The sequence below is a fragment of the Arthrobacter sp. NPDC058288 genome (genome assembly GCF_042880995.1).
In the GTDB taxonomy this organism is placed as follows: Bacteria; Actinomycetota; Actinomycetes; order Actinomycetales; family Micrococcaceae; genus Arthrobacter.
The window spans coordinates 290,679-312,232 of sequence record NZ_JBHVYH010000004.1; the positions used below are offsets into that span (position 1 = coordinate 290,679).

General features: G+C 63.4%; 12 protein-coding genes. 2 read left to right on the plus strand and 10 right to left on the minus strand.

Annotated elements, in window-relative coordinates; all coding sequences use genetic code 11:
- Positions 1-6: 6 nt before the first annotated feature.
- The 5 genes from ACFVWT_RS13980 to ACFVWT_RS14000 all read right to left on the minus strand — a co-directional run bounded on the left by ACFVWT_RS13980 (position 7) and on the right by ACFVWT_RS14000 (position 5,839).
- A complete protein-coding gene (locus ACFVWT_RS13980; RefSeq protein ID WP_390248691.1) occupies positions 7-1,695 on the minus strand; it encodes an NERD domain-containing protein in 1,689 nt (562 codons plus the stop codon).
- A gap of 145 nt (positions 1,696-1,840) precedes the next feature.
- Positions 1,841-2,143 (minus strand): hypothetical protein, encoded by a 303-nt coding sequence (locus tag ACFVWT_RS13985; RefSeq protein ID WP_390248693.1) that lies wholly within the window; start codon positions 2,141-2,143, stop codon positions 1,841-1,843.
- A 404-nt stretch (positions 2,144-2,547) separates the two neighbouring features.
- The gene (locus ACFVWT_RS13990; RefSeq protein WP_390248695.1) at positions 2,548-3,243 is read right to left on the minus strand and encodes a hypothetical protein; all 696 of its coding nucleotides are present in this window, start codon (positions 3,241-3,243) and stop codon (positions 2,548-2,550) included.
- A 152-nt stretch (positions 3,244-3,395) separates the two neighbouring features.
- A complete protein-coding gene (locus tag ACFVWT_RS13995) occupies positions 3,396-4,877 on the minus strand; it encodes an ADP-ribosylglycohydrolase family protein (protein ID WP_390248697.1) in 1,482 nt (493 codons plus the stop codon).
- Positions 4,874-5,839, minus strand: coding sequence for an ARPP-1 family domain-containing protein (locus ACFVWT_RS14000; protein ID WP_390248699.1), 966 nt, complete (start codon positions 5,837-5,839; stop codon positions 4,874-4,876). The genes ACFVWT_RS13995 and ACFVWT_RS14000 overlap by 4 nt, the downstream gene beginning before the upstream one ends.
- 93 nt (positions 5,840-5,932) lie before the next feature.
- Here ACFVWT_RS14000 and ACFVWT_RS14005 point away from each other — a divergent pair, with 93 nt between their 5' ends.
- Together ACFVWT_RS14005 and ACFVWT_RS14010 are read left to right on the plus strand one after the other, a co-directional pair.
- A complete protein-coding gene (locus tag ACFVWT_RS14005) occupies positions 5,933-6,607 on the plus strand; it encodes an NUDIX domain-containing protein (protein WP_390248701.1) in 675 nt (224 codons plus the stop codon).
- Positions 6,608-6,716: 109 nt separating this feature from the next.
- A complete protein-coding gene (locus ACFVWT_RS14010; RefSeq protein WP_390248703.1) occupies positions 6,717-7,592 on the plus strand; it encodes a DUF3883 domain-containing protein in 876 nt (291 codons plus the stop codon).
- 143 nt (positions 7,593-7,735) lie between these two features.
- On the opposite strand, the gene drmC is transcribed toward ACFVWT_RS14010, so the two are convergent.
- The 5 genes from drmC to drmD are packed head-to-tail and all read right to left on the minus strand — an operon-like array spanning position 7,736 to position 21,531.
- The gene (gene drmC, locus ACFVWT_RS14015; RefSeq protein WP_390248705.1) at positions 7,736-8,461 is read right to left on the minus strand and encodes a DISARM system phospholipase D-like protein DrmC; all 726 of its coding nucleotides are present in this window, start codon (positions 8,459-8,461) and stop codon (positions 7,736-7,738) included.
- Positions 8,462-8,466: 5 nt separating this feature from the next.
- Complete coding sequence (drmB, locus tag ACFVWT_RS14020; protein WP_390248707.1) at positions 8,467-10,542, minus strand: DrmB family protein; 2,076 nt, start codon at positions 10,540-10,542, stop codon at positions 8,467-8,469.
- Positions 10,539-14,276 (minus strand): DISARM system helicase DrmA, encoded by a 3,738-nt coding sequence (gene drmA / locus ACFVWT_RS14025; protein WP_390248709.1) that lies wholly within the window; start codon positions 14,274-14,276, stop codon positions 10,539-10,541. Before drmA ends, drmB begins: the two co-directional genes overlap by 4 nt.
- Positions 14,277-18,335 carry a DNA methyltransferase gene (locus ACFVWT_RS14030; protein ID WP_390248711.1) on the minus strand — a complete coding sequence of 1,353 codons (4,059 nt, stop codon included), beginning with the start codon at positions 18,333-18,335 and terminating at the stop codon, positions 14,277-14,279. It abuts the gene before it with no gap.
- Positions 18,325-21,531, minus strand: a complete 3,207-nt coding sequence (gene drmD, locus ACFVWT_RS14035) for a DISARM system SNF2-like helicase DrmD (protein ID WP_390248713.1) — start codon at positions 21,529-21,531, stop codon at positions 18,325-18,327. Before drmD ends, ACFVWT_RS14030 begins: the two co-directional genes overlap by 11 nt.
- Positions 21,532-21,554 lie beyond the last annotated feature (23 nt).

Here is a 21,554-nt window from a genome sequence, read left to right on the forward strand (position 1 = left end):
CGGCTTTCACCCTAAAACGAGGTTCGGTGGATTCCACGCCTGCGCACGTGACAACGCCACCTTCAGCTCCCGGCCGCCGGCCTCCTCAAGCAAGCCCGAGTCGCCGACGACCACCAGCAGGCTCCTTGCCCGGGACAGCCCGACGTAGAGCTGTTCGGCGGCCCGGTCCATGTCCTTGAAGCCGTTGACGCACAGCACCACCACGGACCGTTCCAGCCCCTTGAAGCCCAGAACGTGGCCGTAGAATTCGGCTTCACCGGCGTGGAATTCGCGCCAGTAGTCCTCGGTGGCGCCGCGCTCGAAGAAGTCCAGATGGACTGGGTGCCGCTCCTTGGTGGTGAGGAGGGCAATCTGGTTGTTGGCCCAGCCTTCGGCGATGAGGGCGTCCACGCAGTCTCCGGCGACGTCGAGGGCATCGTCGGTAGGGCAGTCCACGAAACGCACCGGCAAACCTGTGCTGCCGCGGGGAGTGAAGTGCTCGCCGGCAAAGGGTCTGAACGTTTCGGCGATCTTTCGGGTGTTGCGGAGGTTCTCATCAATGTGGATGGGCACCAAGGCGGCCATCGGGCCGGAGGTGCGATCCGCCGTCGCGCCGCCCCACCGGCGGTAGACGTCCTGGCGGTCGTCCATGAAGGCGTACACCTGGCCGCCGTCGGGGTCCTTTGTGCAGGCGAGCAGCGCGTCCCACCACAGCGGGGCGAAGTCCTGGGCTTCGTCGACGACGACGGCATCCAGCCGCTCGTGCGGCTCCATGGTTGCCGCCAGCTCCTTCAGCAAGCGGGGCATCTCCACATCGAAGTACTCCTGCCCTGATCCGTCCGGAACCCCCAGCCCGCGCACGTATTCGTGGAACTCGCCGGTGAACACGGGCTTGGCCTGGCGCCAAGTGGAAACACGGTCCTGCAGGTACTGCCCGAGCCCCTTGTTGTAGCAGAAGAGGCCGACGCGTTTGCCCTGCCTGCTGAGCAGGCGCGCCTTCTCCACGGCCAGCCAGGTCTTCCCGCTGCCGGCACCGCCGGTGAACCGGATCCGGGGGAGTGAACGGGTTGCTTGCAGCAGGACGGCCTGACGCTCCGTGAGGTGGTCCTGGGCGTCTTCATCCTCCTGGGGATTGCCGGAGGGCCCGACGGCGGCGTCCAGGTTTCCGCTCAGCTTGCGGACGATGCGCTCACGGAAGACCGAAGCCAGTGGGGAGGCCCCGCCACCTTCGTTTTCTATCGCCCGGCGGACAAGCTCGGCGGGGGACTGGCTGTCGGTCTGGTCCAGGATGAGCGAGCGGGGGCAACCGGCCATGGCCCAGTCACCCGGCACACTGGTGTAGGGCAGGCCGACCATGTAGGCGCAGCGGCTGCTGAGGCGCGAACCGAGCTGGTCCTCGAGCCAGTTCTTGAGAGCATGCAGCGAGCTTTGCGACTGCGCCACCGGGCTCAGTATCTTGCGCTTGTTGTTCCGGTCCGATTGGTACCACTGGCCGTCGGCGATGGTGACCTGGCCGCCTTTGACCTCGATGGCCGCCATGCCCACTCCGGGCCAGAGGACGAGGACGTCGATTTCGTATTCTTTCCGGCCGTCGCGTATTTGTACGGAATGGGCCAAGACAACGTCATCAGGAAGGCTTTTCTTCAGTGCGTCCCAGACGGCCTTTTCTGCCAACTGCCCCTCGCCGAATTCCGGTTCCTCCGGTATGCACCTCATTGTTGCCCCCACACTGTTGAACCGGCTGTCCGGTTTGCGCTGTTCCAACGTTAGCGGGAAGCGCTGCTGGCCTTGCCGTGGCGACACGAAAACGGGGTTGTTTCCTGTCTGTGGTTAGGCCTTCTGACGCCAGAACCTCGATGTTTCAGATGGCCGGATCAAAGAGTTCTCGGATGTCATGACTCATCTCGCTTTGACGAATACTTCCGATCAGACGGCGAGTTTGATCGGCGCCGGGGATATGGAGTTCGTCGCCTTTTCGGAAGGCCTCGGCGCAGTATTCAAGCATTGCCCGGTCCTGATTATTCACATTCGGCTCGGGCCTGACGTCGACGCAATTTCGTCGGAATATGTACTCCCAAGCGCTCTGAACATGCTCGTCCGTCTCGTACGGCAGAGCGAGAGCCGATTGACGCGTACTGATGGCATCGATGTTCAGGATCTTCATGCTTCGCGTGCTGACGACCCTGCGCCCTCGCTGCTCTCCCGGCACAGCAGGGACAGTGGCATCGACAAGAAGCAAGATCGCTGATGCCAAGGCGGGCCACTGCCTGAATAGGAGAGTCCTTGCGCTCGGTCCCCCTGGTTCGACCTCGTGGTCATCCCTCCATGCCTCCGCAAGTGGACGGATCAAAGCCGTTCGCGGGTCTGCGGGCGGTTTGGGAGGACATACGTGGTCCGCACGCCAACGGTCGAATAGCCAACTCGCAGAAGGCTTGGTTCCGACGGTCTGAGTGCTCGCGCCGCAGGAGCAGCGCTCCTCGATGACGGGGTAATTGAACACAGCTCAGCTTTCTATTTGATGAGGTGAGGGTGAGTATCAGTGGCGGTTTTCATTTAATCTTCAGCAGCCTAAGCGGTGTAGCCCAAGGTGAATCCGTACATGTCGATGATCTTGGCACGGGTGAGCGGTCGGTCGGTGAGCTGGCCTGTTGCGAAGTCCAGAGTCTTGTAGTGCAGGGCCAAATTGTCGATCTCCATTTTGTTTTGCCCGTAGAAATCCTCAAGCAATGAGAGTGAACGGCTTTCAATTTTGTTGAAAGCCGTCTTTTCCGTCCCCTCAGCAAGTGACCGGAAGCCTTTGATGAAGTAGGTGTCAAAAGACGGAACCGCCCCCCAAACGCCCATCATGATCTTGGTGACAAGGGTCAGGGAGGTTCCGCCTTTTGGCAGTATGGTCTTTCGCAGATCGGCATAAGCGGCAAGAATCAGCTTTTGGGCGAGAGGCTCGAACAACGGTTGGTCGTTCAGCTCGCGCATCTCCGGGTTGTACGCTTCAATGACCTCTACGGTCGCCTGATAATGGCGGGCGTTGGTTTCGCGAAATAGGTAAGACGAACCTCGCAGCATGCCCCAACTCGCGAGGTAGTAGCCAAGCTGGAGGCAGCTAAGCTCCATGCTTCGTGTGGGTGCGGAGTTGTCTTGGAAGTAGTTGAAACAAAAGTCCCAGCTCCGTTCGCGGCGATACTCCCCAGCTGACAGTCCATTGGATGTGCGCAGGAATGCCTCTACCGAGGATGTGATTTTTCCAGGTTCCATTGCACGCATACTGCGAGACTAACCGTCTGCCTCAAGCATTTAGGTGAGGCTCGATGACCCTGATGTGAAGACTTCCCATAACTCTTATGGGGCTCAAAGATATGGGAAGTTGACACCCGCAGAAGGCTAATCGTACGGCCGGACAACATCCGCCCGGGCCTTCAACTGTCCCCGAGCACCCCCAAAAACAGAGGATTTGGCCGCGCCTCGGGCAGCACCCGTCGCGCATCCTCCAGCGCCTCCATAGGAGACACTCCGGCAACCGAAGCCCCGTAAAGCGCAGCCACGGTGGGTGTCCGGGACTCCGCCCGCACGCAGTGCAGCAGCACCGTTTTCCCCTCCAAGCGGTAACGCTCGGCGGCGGCCGCCGCCTCCCGGAGCACGAAGCCGGCATGCGCGTTGTCACCTTCCACAGGAGAATCGACCGCCCAGAACGTGGCGTGGTTTTCCGCCGCTACGGCAGGAACATCCATCGTCCCCAGCCGGCACAATGACACCACCGCATCGATCCCCAGCTCACGCACCCGCGCAAGGGAGCCGACCCCGCCCAGCCACACGCCGTCATCGTGCGGGTGCCGGACCAGCGCATCGGTGCGGCTCCACATGCTGTAGTCGTGGCGCTCGGCGCGCGGCCAGGACCCGGGCCGGCGGCCCTCGCCGCGGCCCAGCTCCATGCCGAGGGTCATCAGGTCGCGGGCACGCAAACCCGGCCAGCCGTGCAGGCGCCGCCGCCATTCGCACGGTACCGCGGTGAAGCCGTAGGCGGCGCCCAGCAGTCCGCCGGCGATCGCGGCCACGGTGTCGGTGTCCCGGCCGCCGCGCACGGCCTCCTCCAAGGCTGCCCGCAGGTGGGCCGGACCGGACGCCGACAGGCCCGCGCAATGGATGGCGCTCCACGCCCCCTGGAACGCCTCCACCACCCAGCCGTTGCGGGTGAAGTCGCGGGGACGGGAACGCTCCGCAACATCGATCCGCTCCAGCCACACCGAAGCCCGCTCGGCGGGCAGCAGTGGGAGGCCCGCCCGGACATCGAGGTTGCCAGTCAAAATCGCGTCCCGGATTGCAACGCACCAGAGGCCGCAGGCTTCCTGCGCGTCGGGGTCGGCGTGGGTCAGGGCGCTCATCACGCCCGCGGCGGCCATCAGTTCGGACGGATCCCGGTCCAGGTATGCGAGGGCCAGCGGGGCCGTGCGCATCAGCGAGCCGTTGCCGGCGCTGCGGCCGGTGCGGGCGTGGAAGTCCGCGGCGGCGGCGCTGAAGTCGACCGCGTGAACCTTGCTCCGCCCCGCAGCGGAAGCCAGCCGGCGGGCCGCCGCAATGACTGAGATGGTCTGCGCGCCCACGTCCTTCGCCTCCGTCGCCCAGGAAGTCCAGGCCCGGACCACCATGGTCAGCGCCGCGGGGGAGGAAGTCCCGGCGCCGGAGGCGGACTCCAGCAGCGCCTGGGCGATCGGGATGGCCATGGACGTGTCGTCCGTCCACTCGGCCGGCGCGAACCCGAACGGGCCGCCGCCCTTCATGGTCACTTCGGCGCCGTCCGGCAGCGGCGCGCCGAACTCGTAGCCGGCTCCGAGGGCGTCGCCCGCGGCCAGGGCGACGAGGACGCCGGCCGCCCGGTCATTCTGCAGGGGGTTCAGTTTCATGCCATCTCCATCAGGGGGTGTTGGGTGTTCCAGCCGGTCAGGTGGGCCAGCTGGGGGCGGCGCTGGGGGAGCGCGACGGCGATGCCGGCGGCGGTGACGGCTCCGGCGGCACGTGAGACGTTGCGGCTGCGGAGTGCGCCGTGGTCGCGGACCTCCACGGCCGCGGTGCCGTCGTCGAACGTTCCGAATTCCATGGCCTGGACGTGGGCGGCGAAGTCGCGGGCGCGCTGGCCGGGCATCGGTCCGGAGGCCAGCGCCTTGGGCGGCAGGAGCTCGAGGTCCAGTAGGGCCGCCTCGATCAGCTGGCGGTAGTGGCGGAGGAAAAGCGTGCTGGTGCCGAAGACCTCCAGGAGCAGCGGCTGCTGGCCGAGCCCGATCACCACGCCGCGCTGGCCTTCCAGCGGTTTCGGTGCGTCCGCGGCGCTGAAGCGGTTCCGCTCCTCCTTGTCGTCCTTGAACCAGTCCATGTGCTGGAGGAGGGAGCTGGTGACGGAGGCGCCCCGGGCGTTGTCGAAGCGGCTGACCCGCTCCCAGATGCGGCCCTGGCGGTTGCCCCCGCGCTGCCCGCCGGGGCCGTTGGCCAGCTCGGACCAGACGTTGAGCGGGGCACGCCGGGCCTGCCGGCGGTGGCTGCTTTCACCTGCTTCCCAGCGGCCGGCTTCGACACAGAAGGTGTCGATGTCCCGCGTTTCGCCCGGTCCGAGGACGACGTCGCGGGCACAGGTCCGGTGCTGCTGTCCACCTTCCAGCAGCTCGCCTTCCAGCAGCAGCGCGGGGTGCGGGCCGTTGTTGGTGACGGTGAGGCGGGCCACCTGGGCGCCGCCGGCGAGTTCTGTCACGGCGACGTCGGCGTGGGTGCCGGTGCTGATGCCGAGGCTGCCGGAGCCCGAGGTCCAGACGGGGAAGACGCCGAGGGGGCCGAGCCTGCTGCCGGCGCCGACGTGGAGCTGTGGGACTTTCATGGTAACCTCCGGTTGATTTAATGCATTTCTGCGCTAATTGATCTCAGTATGCACCGCTTGCGTCTTTAGCGCAATACTGCGATAAATGATGGTGTGAAGGATTCCAAGAACAGCACTGCGCCGTCCCTGCTCGACTACCCGCGGCCGTCTGTGGCGGTGGATACGGCGGTGCTGACTGTTGCGGACGGGAGCGTGTGCGTGCTGCTGGTGCGCCGCGCGGAGGATCATCAGCACGGAAAGTGGGCCCTGCCGGGAACGTTCCTGCGCGAGCGTGAGACCCTGGCGGACGCGGTGCTGCGCTGCCTGCGCCAGAAGGCGGGTATTTCGGGGCGGGTGCCGCGGCAGCTGCAGGTGTTTGACGAGCCGGGGCGCGATGACCGCGGCTGGGTGTTGTCGGTGGCGCACGTGGACGTGGTGCCGCTGGCGGCATTGGAGGAGGCGTTAAGGTCCGACGGCGTCAGGCTGGCTTCCGTTACCGCGGAACCGGAGCTGATCGCCGGACTGCCGTACGGCCATGCGGACATCGTGGCGAAGGCGGTGGAGTGGCTGCGGGCCGCTTATGCGGAGGCACCGGATCCAGGCGCGCTGCTGGATGAGCCGTTCACGCTGAAGGACCTTCGGGAGTTGCATGAGGCGGTGGCTGGGCAACCGCTCATGCGGGACACGTTCAGGCGGTTTATGGAGCCGAAGTTGGTTGGGACAGGGCATATGTCCGACGGGGCGCGGGGGAGGCCTTCGAGGTTGTGGGTGCGGACACGTGCTGATTAGGCCGTATGCCCAACCGGCCCCTTGAGAATCCACTCAATTGCATGGGAAGCGCGAAGCATAATGTTGTCCATTCCGGTTGGTGAGAACGTGTCTGCTATATCCTGGCCACATGATGATGGGGGAGACTGGAAAACCGTGGACGGTGGATGAAGTTGATGCATCTGTCACGAAGTATTTCGACATGCTAGAGATGGACGTTCAGGGAAAGGCTTTCGTCAAGGCAGCAATTTATCGAGAGCTGTCGGCGCGCTTTACGTCGCGAAATGTAAATTCCATTGAACGCAAGATGAGCAATATCAGTGCCGTCTTGGTTGGACTGGGGTACCCACATCTGCGTGGTTTGTCTCCGCTGGCTAACTATCAGCGCAGCTTGGTGGAATCTGTGTTTGGCGAATTGACCCGCCGCAAGTCACTGGATGCAGTTCTTGAAGCTGCACTTTCGGACAGTGTTCCGCTGGGACCTGTAGACATCGTGCGGGAGGCCGGCGCGCCGCCTCAGATCATCACGGATCTCCTGCACGGCCAGAGTGTGGCGCGCCCCTTCAGGCGCAACTACCTTGCATTGGAAGCAGCCAACAGAGCGCTCGGCCTGGCGGGCGAGTTGGCTGTGGCAAGGCGCGAGCAGTCATATCTCCACAGTATTGGTCGGACAAAGTTAGCGGACCGAGTTGATCACGTCGCCCAGACGAAGGGGGATGGCCTTGGATACGACGTGCTTTCCTTCGACCCGGCGGGCCGAGAAAAGTGGATCGAGGTTAAGACCACCAAGTACGCAATTGATGTGCCCTTCTTTGTCACGCGAGGTGAGGTACGGGTCTCCAACTCATCTCCAGAGCTCTATCACCTCTACCGGCTTTACGGATTCGGATCGCCAAAAGGGACTGGGCTTTACCGACTCCAAGGAGACCTCGAAAAGTCCTGCAAGCTTGACGCTCTTACTTTTGAAGCGGCACCAATGACGCAGCTGAATGGCACGTTGCTCTGAGTGGAAGATCGAATCGGTCCCCGGGTGCCTTATTCGAACTTGGTAGCACTTCGATTGCCAGAAAGTTTGTATCCGCCGGCGGCATATCGCAAAATTTACGGCGACGACTTGCCTTCAGACATTGCTGCTCGCCGCGGCACCCGTCAAACTTTGGAAGGGCTTGACGAAAAATGAACCAGCGACCCTGAGTTAGCTAGCGAGGCGAAGCGCTGTCTGAGCTTCGAAGCAAAAAGGGGGTCACGGATGAGCACGCCAGTTTCAAGATTTCCGTGAGCGGCTGCACTGCTGAAGTTTGCGCTCGTCACTAGAGCAAGGGCAGAGTCTACGATCACGACTTTTGAGTGCTGAAGTCCGTATTGCCCACTTGGTGGTACATACTTCAGGAAGCGCGCGCCCTGGAGCTTGTCTTGGAGCTTGATGGCTGTTTCGGCCATCTTTGACCCCTCAAGAACAAGCGTTACGGACACGCCCCTGGCGATTGCCCGCCATAGGGCCTCGACGAACGGCGAGCCGATCGACGCTGAGTAAGTCGAGGCGAGAACGTCTTCCTTCGCTTCGTCGACCAGGTGCGCGACAGCTGCCGTCGTGTGGTCGCCGTCGCCGGCGAAGCTCGGACCACTCCACACTGCTTGAGGCGGGGCGGGCGCCCGATCCGCTGCCGCTGCGTATCCGCGAAGCACCGATGCCAACAATGTTGGTTCACCGAGCAACGAAAGCGCTCTTCCGAGCAGCTCGACCGCGGCATGCGAGGAGACCGGCAAGAATGATACTGCTCGGTCCAGCCGCCCGTCGATTTCCAATGATGCGGCGATGCTCGTCGCCTGTGAGGCAGTCAGGGCACGCGCCAACTGAAGCAATGCATCTGCCACGACGCCTAATCTCCGAAAGTCTCAAGCACCGGTTGGAGCAGACCTTCGACCGCGTGCTCAGGCCCAGCATTTAGTTTCAATGCGAAGCGACGGTCAAGGAAGCGATTGGCCTTCTCACAGGACGTCTCCGACACGAACAGGCAGAAGTGGCAGGCCGCACCGTGTAGGAAGTCTTCCTGACCGCTGGGCACGCGATGCGCACAAATCGGATCCGATGAGCACCGCTCCGCCCGGCGCAGCGCATCCCGGAATACCCCTTCCAGCCGCTCCGTTCTGGCCAGATCAACTAAGCCTCCGAGAGTTCCCTCGCTATCGGGGGAGGTCGTGGCGATCAGAATGCCTGCAGCAGCCTCCCGATCGTCCGTTTCCCGCCATGCGTAAAGACGCTCGGACAGTGATGCCGAGCCGTAGCCGCTGGACATTGCCATCTCACGGATGAGTAAATGCGACATCGTGTGCAGCGCCCAGTATCGCGGCGGCGGCATTCGGTCTGCCGGATCGATCGCCACCGCGGTGCGACTCTGGCGCCTTTTGACGTTGCGCTCGTGAGCGGCCACATGGGACTGCCACACCTTGGATTCGAGTACGCCGTCCTCCCAGGCGCGAATCACGTCCTCATCGAAGCGCAGAAATACTCCTTCGCCGCGGTCCTCCGTTGCGGGAACCCACTTCGGCTTCCCTGACTGGACGAGCGGAGCGATCCGGTTGGGAGCGTCGCCTACACGGTCCAAGGCATCGATGCGCGTAAAACCGATGAACGCGTTGGCCTTCTTGACCCTCTCCACCGCGACGACGTGGGACAGAACCGGCCGCAGGGCCGATGCCACCTCCACCGGCCGCACGCGGAAGCCAGCCTTTCGGTCTTCGCGCTCGAAATCCTCGGGGTGAACGAGGGTGTCCCACTCTGGTTCCAGCAGGCTGATCGGATCGAAACCCGAAGGTGAGGACTCGGGTTCAGCGACTGCCTGGCCTCGAGCGACCTGAATTCCGTTCCACAGAGCGCCATCTGCGATTCCGTCAAAGATCGTGCGGACATCCTTCGGGCCGTACTTCCGCCACCCGACTAAGTCATCGAGCGTGTGCACATCTGCGAAGGTGACGGCCGGCAGTCCCTTCACTGTCTCTGCCACGTCCGCGGTCGTAATGTTCTTGCGCGCAGGCAGTACAAGCACGCTCACCGACGCTGGGAACCACTGGTTCGCAGCGCCCAGCAGCATCAGCCTAACGTCCGCTTGACACGGATTGTCGGCCGGCGCGTAAGTGGGAAGGTGTGGGTGCCGTCCGCGGCAGTCGGGAAGCATCTCTTCCCCGCCGGCCCGCGTGAGCTCAGCGATATTTCGTGAGGCGTCGCAGGCCACGCAAGAGATCTTCACCTGCGGTCCGAGGTTAGAGCGCCATTCCATCATTCGCATCTCAGGCTTGGCGACCTTGCACTTCACGGGGTCGCCGTCGGCGCCGTGCACCCACTCGACATAAGGGAACTCGTCGAGGTGCCCGTCGGTACAGGCGATCAAGTAACGGGCAGGCACGGCCAGGCGCGGCCGCGCTTCCAAAGTGCCCTGCTTCTGGCCCTTCTTTGGGCGGCCCTTGCACGACTTGTGCACGAACTGCGCCTTGTCGGGCCGGTGCTTGCTCGTGTTCACGAACTCGAACTTGGTCGACTCCGAGATAGGCGCCAACAGGTCACAGCCGGTGCAGCGCAGCCACTGGGGGAATACGCGGGTCGGGATTCCGATCGGAGTGCCGCCTTCATGGGCCTTCTCCGGCACCCAGGGGGGTTGCCGCAGCTCTTCGACACGAGGCAACATCTTGCGGACCGCGGTGAGCAGACGCGGCACCAAGACCAGCTGCGGGCCGCCCTGCTTCGAGTAAGCGATCTCCCAGGCGTCAAGGCCTTGGGGCATCACCGCTATGTGAGGCATGTCCACCGTGGCCCCAATGCCCGAGGTGTACAGCAGGGCGCTGGGTCGCACTGAGCCTACGCGGCTGTGGTTCTTCGCGCCGACGGCTTCCAGCTCCCCAAACGGGTTGGCCACCACTCCGGCGACGCTGGATGCTTCGTCCTCTACGACTTGACTCATTTCGCATCCTTCTTCGAGAAGACCCATTTCGGCGCAGCTGCACTTAGCGGCTCCGCTAGTCTGCCAACGATCGGTGTCACAAGGAGATTGATCTCGGGCTGAACTTCGCGCATCGAGTTGGCCACTTGAAACAGACGGCTGTCTTCGTCGGGAACCACTGTCTCCGGGCTCACCAGCAGGGGTGACACGATCTGCCCACCGCCCAGGGAGTCCTTTTGATAAGTCAAGGCGCCTGACCACTTGTCCGACTCGTCCGTCCACTTGTCGAGGCGCAGGATGAGCTTGCTTTTGGCGGCGTCCGCTGCCGCGTCGTCCCCGCCGCTGGCAATTCTGATCCGTGTGACGAGCCGGTCGACAAGGGTGTCGACGAACGTTCGCCGCTGCACGATCGTCCCAGCCCCGATTTCGGGCGAGAGTGAGGGCTCATTCCGTTGGTCGGCGACGCGGGCCGCCGACACTAGCACGCCAGTCAGGCCTCGCTCCAAAGCGGCGTCGGAGAACGGGGTCACGGACAGTGCTTCGACGTGCGCATAAAACGTGTCATGGTAGTGCTCGAACTGTTCATAGTGCGCCATGTCCCGCGGCCGGGACCGGTTGGCGAGCGTCACCACGAGGCCGGGTTTGGAGGCTTCACGACCTACGCGCGAAGACGCCTGAATATACTCCGCAGTGTTCTTCGGTTGGCCAACCACCAGCATCAACCCAAGCCGCGGCACGTCTACACCTACCTGGAGCATGGAGGTAGCGAGGACCACGTCATACGGCATGTCCCGCGGCGGAAGCTTCCGGCCGGCCTTCTTGGCGGCTGCGGCCCGCACACCGTATTCCCGTTTAGCCTCAGTCGTATCCCGGTCCGGGTCAAACGGAACACCCAGGGTGGTGAGCGTCTTCGAAATATCCGCTGACGAGATGCGGGACGTCAACTCGCCGATCCGCAGCCCGCTGGACCCCCGCCGGGGGTAACCAGAGTCTTTGTCGGGGTTGCTGGTTCGGGTGACGATGTCGTCTTCGAGATAACGGCGCATGCCGGCCAGCTCCCGGGTGGCGGAGAAGTAATCAACCAGCGTCACGTAAGGCTCGGCCGCCGCACCATGGGCGTCGAACAACTTCTGACCGGCGAGGAGCAGAATTTCGCTGACCCGGATCTCCGCGAGGGTCAGGCGGGCCCCGTGGGCGCAAACCCCGACGTAACGCCGGCCGGGGTCCTTCTCACTGATCGTGACTTCCTTCGAGAAGAAGGTGTCTGTCACTGATAGGACCTGGGGTGGGAAGATCTGCACCTGGCGTGCATAGAGCTTCATCACCTGATCGCGGGCGTTCCTCACGGTCGCGGTGGAGGCGATAACCAGGGGCTTCACTAACGCGGGGCTGTCGGCAGTGCCGTACTCCCACGTCGAAAGCGTGTCTATTGCTCCTTCGAACAATCCCACTGCAGTGCCGAGCGCGCCGGTGATGAGGTGGAGTTCGTCCTGGATGATGAGGTCCGGCGGACGCAGCCGGTCCACATCCTTCACGATGGCCTTCGGATAGGTTCTCCCGCCCTCCGATTTTGCGGTGTGACCGCTAGCTCCGCATACAGAGGTCACGGTGTCCGGGTGCTTGTAGCCGTGCCGTTCGCACCGTTGAGACACGTAGCCAAACAGGCTCGCCGCCTCACCCTCGCGGGCCAGTCTCGCGAACTTGTCGACGGTCGCCAGTAGGAAGGTCGGTGGATTGCGGTAGATCTCGTCGTCCACGGTGAGCACAGGAAGACCGTCGATTGCACTGCCTCCGGCTGAGAACGGGCACCGTCCGAGCTTGTCTCCGCAGTACACGTGGACGCGCTGGGTCGCCTTCACGGCAACGACATCCGCCTTGGGATTGATTGGCGTCCCGCACCATGGGCAGCTGCTGAACTGAAGCACCGTGAGTCCGTAGGCGGAATTACCGTCGTCGTTGCGTACGTCGCGCACCTGTTGCTCCGCCTCAGCAAAGCGTTTCGGGCTGACGGTTGAGCCTACCCAAAGGCCGATGCGGAAAGGTTCCTGGCCCCACGTCGCTGGGTCTTCACGCCGCACTACTTCGGCGGCGCACATGAGCGTGGTGGCACGCAGGAACTGCTGAGAGGTGAGCAAACGGAGCGTGTACCGCATCAGCACGGCGACACCGTCGCGGCCGTCAATCAGTCCGCCGGGCGTCTCAATGACGCCTTGGAGGCGGCGGATGCCGAATGTGAATGCCGCGAGCCCCAGATAGGCTTCGGTCTTGCCACCACCGGTGGGGAAGAACAGGAGCTCCGCTCTGGGCAAGTCACCGGACCGCCGAGGCATTGTCGGGTCGACGATTGAAGGCAGTTGCATCAGGATGAATGCGAGCTGGAAGGCGCGCCATGAAGCAGCGCTGTCACCCTTCTCGTCGATTGCGGCAGTCGCCTCCTTGACAGTGATATCGCGGTCTGCGTTCCGGAGGCCGGCGATCTGGGAGCGGAGGCGCTGTTCCCGCATGGTGCGGTTCATGAAAGTAAAGGCTTTTCGAACCTGTTCGCTTGCATGGGCATTCGGATCAGTATTCGTCAGCAGATCGAGGCCAGCGCGCAGGCGCTTCAGTGCGTCTTCTCCGTCTTTGATCCCAGTCGCGGCGATCTCCTGGAGGTGCTCGGGCAGGCCCTCGGCGTCGAAGCGTCGATCGCTGAGCCAGGTCTCATAGCCGTCGATCAACGGCGTCAGGTATTGCTCAAGCTGGTCAGGAGACGCGTCCATCAGCAGCCGCATGCTCATCTCGGCCCCCTTGATGGTTGGTGCAAGGGTTTGCGGGATCTCGGCAGTGGGCAGCCAGGTCGTTCGCACCGCAGTGGCCGTGCGGGACTGTGGATCCGGCAGGGTCCAGGTGGCGGAGGCTGTGCGGCCGACGGCGAACTCAAGGCGATCACGATACAGGAGATCGAGCTGCAGCACTTCGGGGTCACCGAAGTCACGTGCCTGCTCAAGCGCGTCGCGGGTGGGACGGAACACTGCGCTCTCGTCCTCGGCGATGACTTCCAGCTGGGTCTGGAACAGCCAGACCTTGGGCGGGAGCTCTTTACCGGTGACCTTGGTGTTCTGGAGCGCAGCTTCGACAACCCGCAGCCCGTCGTGCTCGAACACCTCGACCGAGATCGCGACATGGCCCTCAACGATCACTTCGGTATGGGTCTGCCCGGCGCCGATAGCCGCAACGTCGATCGTCCGCCCTTCGACGTTGTCGGTGCGGTCATAATATGTCTGCGTGCGGCCGTCCTCGTCGGTCTCCCTGCGGGACGCGTATTGACCCCACCGTGCTGTAAAAACGAGGTTGCCAACGTCGCGGCCGACCTGGAAGCGGAGGCCCATCGACGACGGCGCGATGAGCTTGGATTCCGGGCCGCGGTCTTCGTCGGTGTCGACGCCGCCCGCATCCGTTATGATTTCGTCCGGCTGGTCCACAACGCCTTGGACGTCGCGGCTCGCGTCGGCATCCAGCACTCCCGCCACGTCAGAGTCCCGGAAGTCATCCGGGCTGTCTACCGCCGGCTGCGCCTTGGCCTGAGGCAGCGGGTCGTCGTCGCCAATCGCGACCGGCGCCAGCGCTCCGACAAGGTAGCGAGCACGCGGCGTGCCGTTGACCGTCTCGTCAGGCTCGCCCCACGGCCCGATCAGATCGCGCTGCAATAGGTCTATGAGCTCGTCGCGAACCTCGGCGGACGTCGCCGGTTGGGAGGGGACTGTGTGTGCGGTCATTTAGAACATCGCTCCTTCTGGGGCGGTCTCCGGATCAAGGTCGAGCTCCATGTGGGCGATCGCCTTGCCGCCGTTCCGCGCCTCCAGCGCCGCCCGGCGGTGGTTCTCTTCCAGCAACCGGTCGAGAATCTCTACGCGCGCGGCTGGACTCACCGTGAAGCGCTCCACCTGCCGGTATGTGTGGAAGCCGTGATCGAGTGGGACGTCGGTCCACCCATACGCCTCCACCACCGCTTCGTCGATCTCGACGTGAATCTCGCGGATAAGGGTGGCGTCGGCGTCATTCGTCACGGTCGGGTCATTTACGAGGTTGTAGAGGGCTGTGAGCCCGAGCTCTCGCTGGAGCATGATCTCGCGGCGCTCACGGTCCAAAGTTTCGCCGCCCTCCCGCATGCGGTCTGTCGTGCGCGGCCGGGGGAATGTCTCAAAGACGTCGGAAGGCGTATAGCGCACTCGCGTTTCGAGAGTCGAACCATAAGTAATCGCCCACGTCTGGTGCAGCGTTGATGACAATAGGGCAAAGGCCCCAAAGCCCTCCATCGCGAACACGGCGAGTGAATCGCTGAAGATTTGCCTCGCTTCAACCCGGACAGGCATAACAGTCTTGCTTACGCGAGCGATCGCAATCACGCGTTGGAGTGGTTCAATTGCCTTATAAAGTCCCGGGCGCTTCTCTCCGTACTGCCACCATCGTTCAGGTAGGGGCTTCCTCAAAGCGAACGTCCCGTCTGGCTTGAGCCGCTGGCGCTCGGGCTTCACGAGTCGTTCAACACGATCGAATGGCGCCCTGTAGCCCTGGGCTTTTGCTTCTGACCAATCCCAGAAACTAACGACGGCCCTGCTTGGATCAGCGCTCGGCCGGGAGTTTAGATCTTCGCCATTCAGATATCCGAAGATAACGTCGGAGTTCGTGCGTGACTCGTCGATCATTGCCGCCGCTTCTTCCTGCGACAGCACAAAGCCTGAGCCGAGCACAATCGAGCCCTGAAAGACCGTTCCACCATTCTCAGCGAGGCGAACAGGGTTGCCGGTCACCTGTCCTTGCGGCTCAAGTAGTGAAGAAATCGAGCGCACCGGTATCCCATCCGATACCGCATGCACCGACTCCGCCAACTGGCGCCGCGAACCCCACACAGCCGCGTACTCCAGATTGGCACTTCGAGCCGGCCAACTGGCGCTCTGTATGCTCCTCCGGATGACCATCCCATCTGCGAGGACTTGATCCAGGCCCACTTCGCGAGTGACCCCTTGTCCAATCGTGTTCGTGGCGATCAAGCCTAGCTGGCCACGATTGTGGGCGACGAGGCTGTTGGCTCGTAGGAAGAAGTAGGCAACGAGGTCGGCACTTCCCCGCACTGACCCGGCAATAACGTCGACGAGCCAGTCCCGTACGTTTGCACCCATCGCACCGGTCAGCTTTTGCCCGCCCAGGAATGGGGGGTTGCCGATAATCGCGTCGAAACCACCGTGGTCGACGAATACGTCGGGAGCCTCGATTACCCAGTGTAGGGGTTTCCATCGAGCTTCTCCCGTGTCCACCGTGGGAGCTAGTCCGCCGTCGAGGATCACGTCGAGTCGCCTACGGTCACCTACGGCATCGTTCCGCGGGTATGACATGTAGAGCGCATCTGCGAGATCTTCGTAGCTGGCCTCCAGCGCCTTGCCAGGCTTTCCGCCTTCGCGGAGTCCTGCCGCGATGATTCCATCGGCGACGTCACGGAGCCGGGCGGTCACCCCACGCGACTCGTCCAGGAGCCTGCGCTTCGCCCGCGTGGAGCGCATCCGATCACCATCGTCGACCTGACCGCTGGAAAGCTCGCGACGGAGTTGGGCGGAACGGGCGAGGTCGCTGTCGACGTCGAGTTGCAGGAGCTTTCTCTGGAGTAGTCGACTGTGGCTGGGATCGATGTGCTGTGCGCGGAGCTGCCGTTCGGAGGTAACGCCGAGCAGTGAGTTCCCGTGGAAGACCCTGTCGTCAACGAAGGAAAATGGTTTGCCTGGGTCCATAGAGACGAGCCATAGAGAGAGCTTGCACATTTCGACGGCCATGCCGTTGATGTCGGCGCCGTAGAGGCAGCGAGCAACAACTTCACGGATCGCCCACCTCTTGGCGTCTTCGTTGGCGGCAGCGCTTAGCCCCTCCTTTGAGCGGGCTTCGATGAGGCGTTTAGCGAGGTATCGGGCGGCGGCAACGAGGAACGCGCCGGAGCCGGCGGCAATGTCTGCGACTTTGAGGTTGAGGATCTCGGTGGAGCTCTTTAGGACCCAGTCGTCCCGGTTCTCGGTGTCGAGGGGGCCCGGCGAGAAGACTAGGGGTTCGAGCGCGTGGAGTACCACGTCTTCAGCGAGCGACCGAGGGGTGTAGTGCGTGCCAGTGTTGGCTCGCTGAGGCGACTCGGTCATCACGAGCCCTCCCGCGGGAACGACATATGGGAATTCGCGAAGATCATTCCTGATCAGGGCGTGCAGCGGCGCGACCTGGTTGACCAACTCGGTGTGGCCGAGCAGCACGAAGCCGAGGCGGGTGCGGGCGTCGGCGGCCCTCGTTTCATCGTCCGCATCGAAAGCTTTCGCGAGTTGTCGGGGCGACGCGGGTTTCGAATTCGGCTGTGTTTCCTTCAGATGGGCGATGAGCCTTTTGGCGAAGTCTGCTCCGCTCGTAGCAGCGTCGGCGATCGTACACAGCTCGTTCAAAGCGATCTCAGGCTCATATCCGCTCTTGCCTTCGAGTCCGACGACCACGTCTTGGGTGTATTCGGCCGAATAGCCAAGCAGGCCCTCGTAGACGTAGCCGATCTGTTCGACGTCGAGGTCGCGGAACGACAGCTGGCGACGTTCGCCGCCCACATATGCGGTCTGCACGGCCTTGAGTACTTGGAGCATGACGCGGTCGGAGACCCGGACGGAGAGCTTCCCCTGTGCGTTGGTCGCATATAGCCACGGGAAGCGAGCCGGGTCGAACAGCGAACCACCGTACGCCGGCATGCGGGTGTCTTCGAAGGTGGCGCCTGAGTAGATGGCGGTGCTGGCGGCGAGCAGGCGATGCCAGGTCTCCCAGGTGTGGTCAAGGGCTTCTTCGGTGCTGTTCTGCGCAGAATGCTCCAAGTCGTTGCGGACCCCGGAAATGGCGTAGGAGTCGCGGTACATCTGGTGCTGCGGCAGCAGTGCGCGTTCCTCGGCGAAGAGAAGGAAGACAACGCGCATCAGCACGGATACGGCAGCTTCGTACACCTGCTTGCTGTCCTCAGGGAGAGGGGATACTTCCCCGCTCGCGAGAGCCCGCAAGTGCGACTCGGACATGGCCTGGAGGACGAGCTCGACCGCTCGACGCACCTGGTCACCTAGGGCCTCGGTGATTGCCTCGGCGCTGGCGACGCTGAGCTCGAACAACTTCGGCAGACGCTTGTCGGCGGATCCTCCAGCGAGCGAGACCAGCCCGGCGAGGGCTAGGAATGCGTCCCTGCTGTCACGTTCCTCACGCCAGATGAGCGAATCGAATACGCCACTCGCTGTAGTGACGTCCCGGACGGCGGAGACGATGCCCCACCAGCGGCCGTCGGTGACGAGCCCGATACTGACTTTCGCTTCCCGCAGGAGGGCAGCCGTGCGGTCGATGGCGTCGGCGGCCCAACCATCGGCGCCGGTTCGTCGGAGATCGTCGGTCGGGTCGACGACTACGACCAGGGCGGCCGGGCCGTCACCGGCGTCCAACGCCGCCCAGGGTCGTACGGTCACGTCTCCATCAGGCGAACTGGCGACGATCGTCGAGTCGGGATGCCCGTCGAGGTAGTCATCCCACTGCAGAAGATCGCGCAGGACGGCGGTGACCCAGCGGTCGCGCCAGGCGAGGTCTTTAGCGGCACCTGTCTGGCGTTGACGCTCCGTCCACGCCTTTGACCACACCGTGTGCTCGTATACGAAGGTGCTGTTGACGTCGTCGATGGCGTTGTACGGCCGGTCGAGTCCGGTGGGAAACACAGATTTGAGGGCAGCGCGCGAAAGGAATGGCCCATCAACGTCGACGAGAGACAGCCACTCCCAAGGGTCCTTAATTGCCATCGTTCTTCCCCAGTCTCTCTGCATCGGCCGGGCTCAGTGCGAACACGACCGCGGCGACGAATGTGTGCGGTTGCAGATTGGCGTAGCGCCTGGACACGGCGTCCCGCTCATCGCGCTGCTCCTCGGCGAGGGCGTCGAGGCGCCGCCTGATGTTTGCCAGGTCCTTCTCGCGTTGGCGCTGCTCCTCGTGGAACAGCATGTCCTCAAGCTCGCGTTTGCGCTCTTCGGCGTTGTCGAGCGTGCCCGCCAACGTCTGGTGGAACCGGGCGAAAACCTCGTTCACACGTTCGAGGTCGGCGGTCTTGCGCTTGTCCAGGTCCTGCTCGATCCCGCTGCGCAGCCTCTGGGCCCGGGAGGCGACGGCGTCGGCGACGCGCTGGCGAATGCCGCCGTCGTCGGCGCCATCTGCATTCCAAAGATCGGCCAGTCCGGCGAGCACACCGGGGGCGGGTGACGTCAACTTCTCGGCGTCCAGAGCTGTGACCAGAAGATCCTCCGAGCGTTCCACGCCGAGTTCCTGGCGTCGAGTGAGCCGGGTGCCGGCAAGGAACACTTCCTCGTGGAGGCGAGTGCCGCCGTCGCCGACAACAACCAGGCGTGCGACGCCGGCGACGAACGACTGCTCCAGCCCGTCAACAACCACGGCGCTCACGCCGTGGATGTGATTTGAGCGGGTCCAGATCTGGCCGCGCAATTCCCGAGCGGCGCGCTGGATGAGCGGGTGTCCCAAGTGGGCGAAGACAATGTCGGTGCGACCCTTCGCCTCTTCACCGTCGAACGTGATGGGGCGTGGTACATCCGGGCGCAGACGAGTACGCAGGCCCTCCAACCCCGGCGTCCAGGTCCGGTCGAGTCCGGACGGCAGCGCATAAAGGTCGGCCAGTTCGTAGTCGTCGACCACACCAATGAGGCCGGGTTGACCGGACACCTGCAGCCCGGTCTCCAGGACGCGGCGTAGATTGCGGTCGTGGAGGTGAAGGCGGTCACGGGAACTCTCGAGCCTGTCGGCAAGGGCGGTTAGTTCACGGCGGAGATTGTGTTCGCCTTGCATGGCCGTCTGAATGATCTGCTCGCCGGAGCCCTTGACTAGCTTCGGTCGGGCGGGCAAGTCTCCGTAGCCAAGCGTTCGCTGGATATCCGGATCAATGATGTCGCCTGCGGACCCGAGGTCTTCCTGTACTTGTGAGATCTTGCGGGCGACGCGGGAAAGATAATCGGTGTCCCTGGCGTAGTTCGAGGAAGTGGCCGACTTGTCTTCCGGATCCGGGTGATAAATCTGAGGGCGTTCGGTTTGTCCATAACGGTCGATGCGGCCGATGCGCTGCTCAAGGCGGTTGGGGTTGAAGGGGATGTCGAAGCTGACCAGGCGGTGGCAGTGTGTCTGCAAGTCGATGCCCTCGCCGGCAGCGTCAGTCGCGATGAGGATGCGCACGGGGTCCTTGGCAGGGTTCTCGGTGAAGCGCACGCGGATCAGTTCGCGCTCTTCGGCATCGGTTGAGCCCTCGATCACCGCAAGACGGTCGCCTCCGAGGTCAAACGCATTGAGGATGTCGCGAATCCAGTTGAGCGTGGAGACGTACTCGGTGAAGATGACGAGGCGTTCGTTCAACCACGTTCCGTCGGGAATGAGCAGTTGACTCCGGATCAGGTTGATGAGCGACTGGAGCTTCGTGTCAGGCAAGGAGGCGTAGCGCCAGCCCCAGGCGATGAGCCACTCAAGGTCCGCGACGTCTTCATCGGTCAGCGGAACCTGTGCGCGCTGTGCCATGCGGAGTGCTTCTAGCTCAGGCTGCTCCAGGCGGCCTTCTTCTTCATCGGAGGCTTCATCGCCGAGCACTTCGTCGTAGTCAGGCAGGTCAATGTCGTCGTCTCCACGCAAACGGGCGGCGAGATAGGTTTCGGCGGTCGAGGCGAATGCTGTGGGCGAAGAGAAGAACCGCTTCTTCAGGATCAGAGTCGCGAGGTCTGCGGCGCGCTTGCCCTTCTCGGCTTTTACGGCTGCGTTACGCCGTCTGGTGAACGCGATCAGCCGGTCGTAAGCCTCAGACTCGTCGTCGGAGGGCTGGAACAGCAGGGCGTGCACTTCGCGCAGCTGGAAGCCCTCATCAGGTAAATCCTTCTTAAGCCGGCGAACGGCCACTTCGCGCAGCGCCTTGGGATCGAGATCTGCGCCGCGGGCGAAGCGCTGCGGGTCGACCATCTCCATGAGGGCCGTAAAGGATTCGGTGTAACCGTTGTGCGGGGTGGCGCTGAGGAAGAGCCGGTGCTCGCAGCGTCGCGCGAGTTCGCGGACGGACACCGTGCGCTGGCTGTCGACGGCGTAGCGGCTCTTGTCGTTGCCGCCTCGCGAGGGCGTGGCCGGAGCGACGTGGTGGGCTTCGTCGACGATGACGACGTCGAAGGCGTACCGGTCGGCAACACGCTTGTCGTCTGCACGGGCGTATACGTCCCGGAGGAGGCGCTCGGCTCGCGGCGACGGCAGCCAGGACATGGAGACGATCACCCGGGGGAACAGGATGAATGGGTTCGCGTGTACTCCGAAGCGTCGCCGGAAGTCGCGCATGGTGTTGGAGTTGACGATTTCGAAGCCCAGACCGAACTTGTCGCGCATCTCCTCCTGCCACTTGATGACGAGGCCGGCCGGGCACACGATGATGACGGATCGGGCTCGATGGCGGAGCAGGAGCTCCTGCACCACCAGTCCTGCTTCGACGGTCTTGCCGAGACCGACGTCGTCGGCCAGGAGAAGGTTCGCTCGAGGTGCTTCCAGCGCACGGCGGAGAGGCTCAAGCTGGTAGGCCTCGATGGTTGCACTGCTGCGGAACGGGGCTTGCAGCGTCCGGGCGTCCGCCGAGGTCAGAGCACCCCAGCGGAGGGCATCGACGTAGGCAGCGAAGGTGGTCGGGTCGTCGAACTGATCTGGGGCGACCGTCGTGGGGAGGCCTTGGTCGAGAATGACGCCGCGTCCCGGCTCCAGTTGCCAGATGGCGGTCATCTCGCGGCCGTAGTGCTCTTCCTCGATGGACTGGAGCGAAACCGCGTGCTGGAGCTCGGCTTTGCCATCATCTGCGCTGGAGCGTTCCAGTGCCTGGGCTGCGACGTCGGTGACGATCCATTTTGAACCTCGAACCGTGACCAATTGACCGACTTCAGGCAGTTCGTCGTGAACTGCCGACGCCGCAGGCGCGACTGTCATTAATGCTCCCCCATTAGAGATTT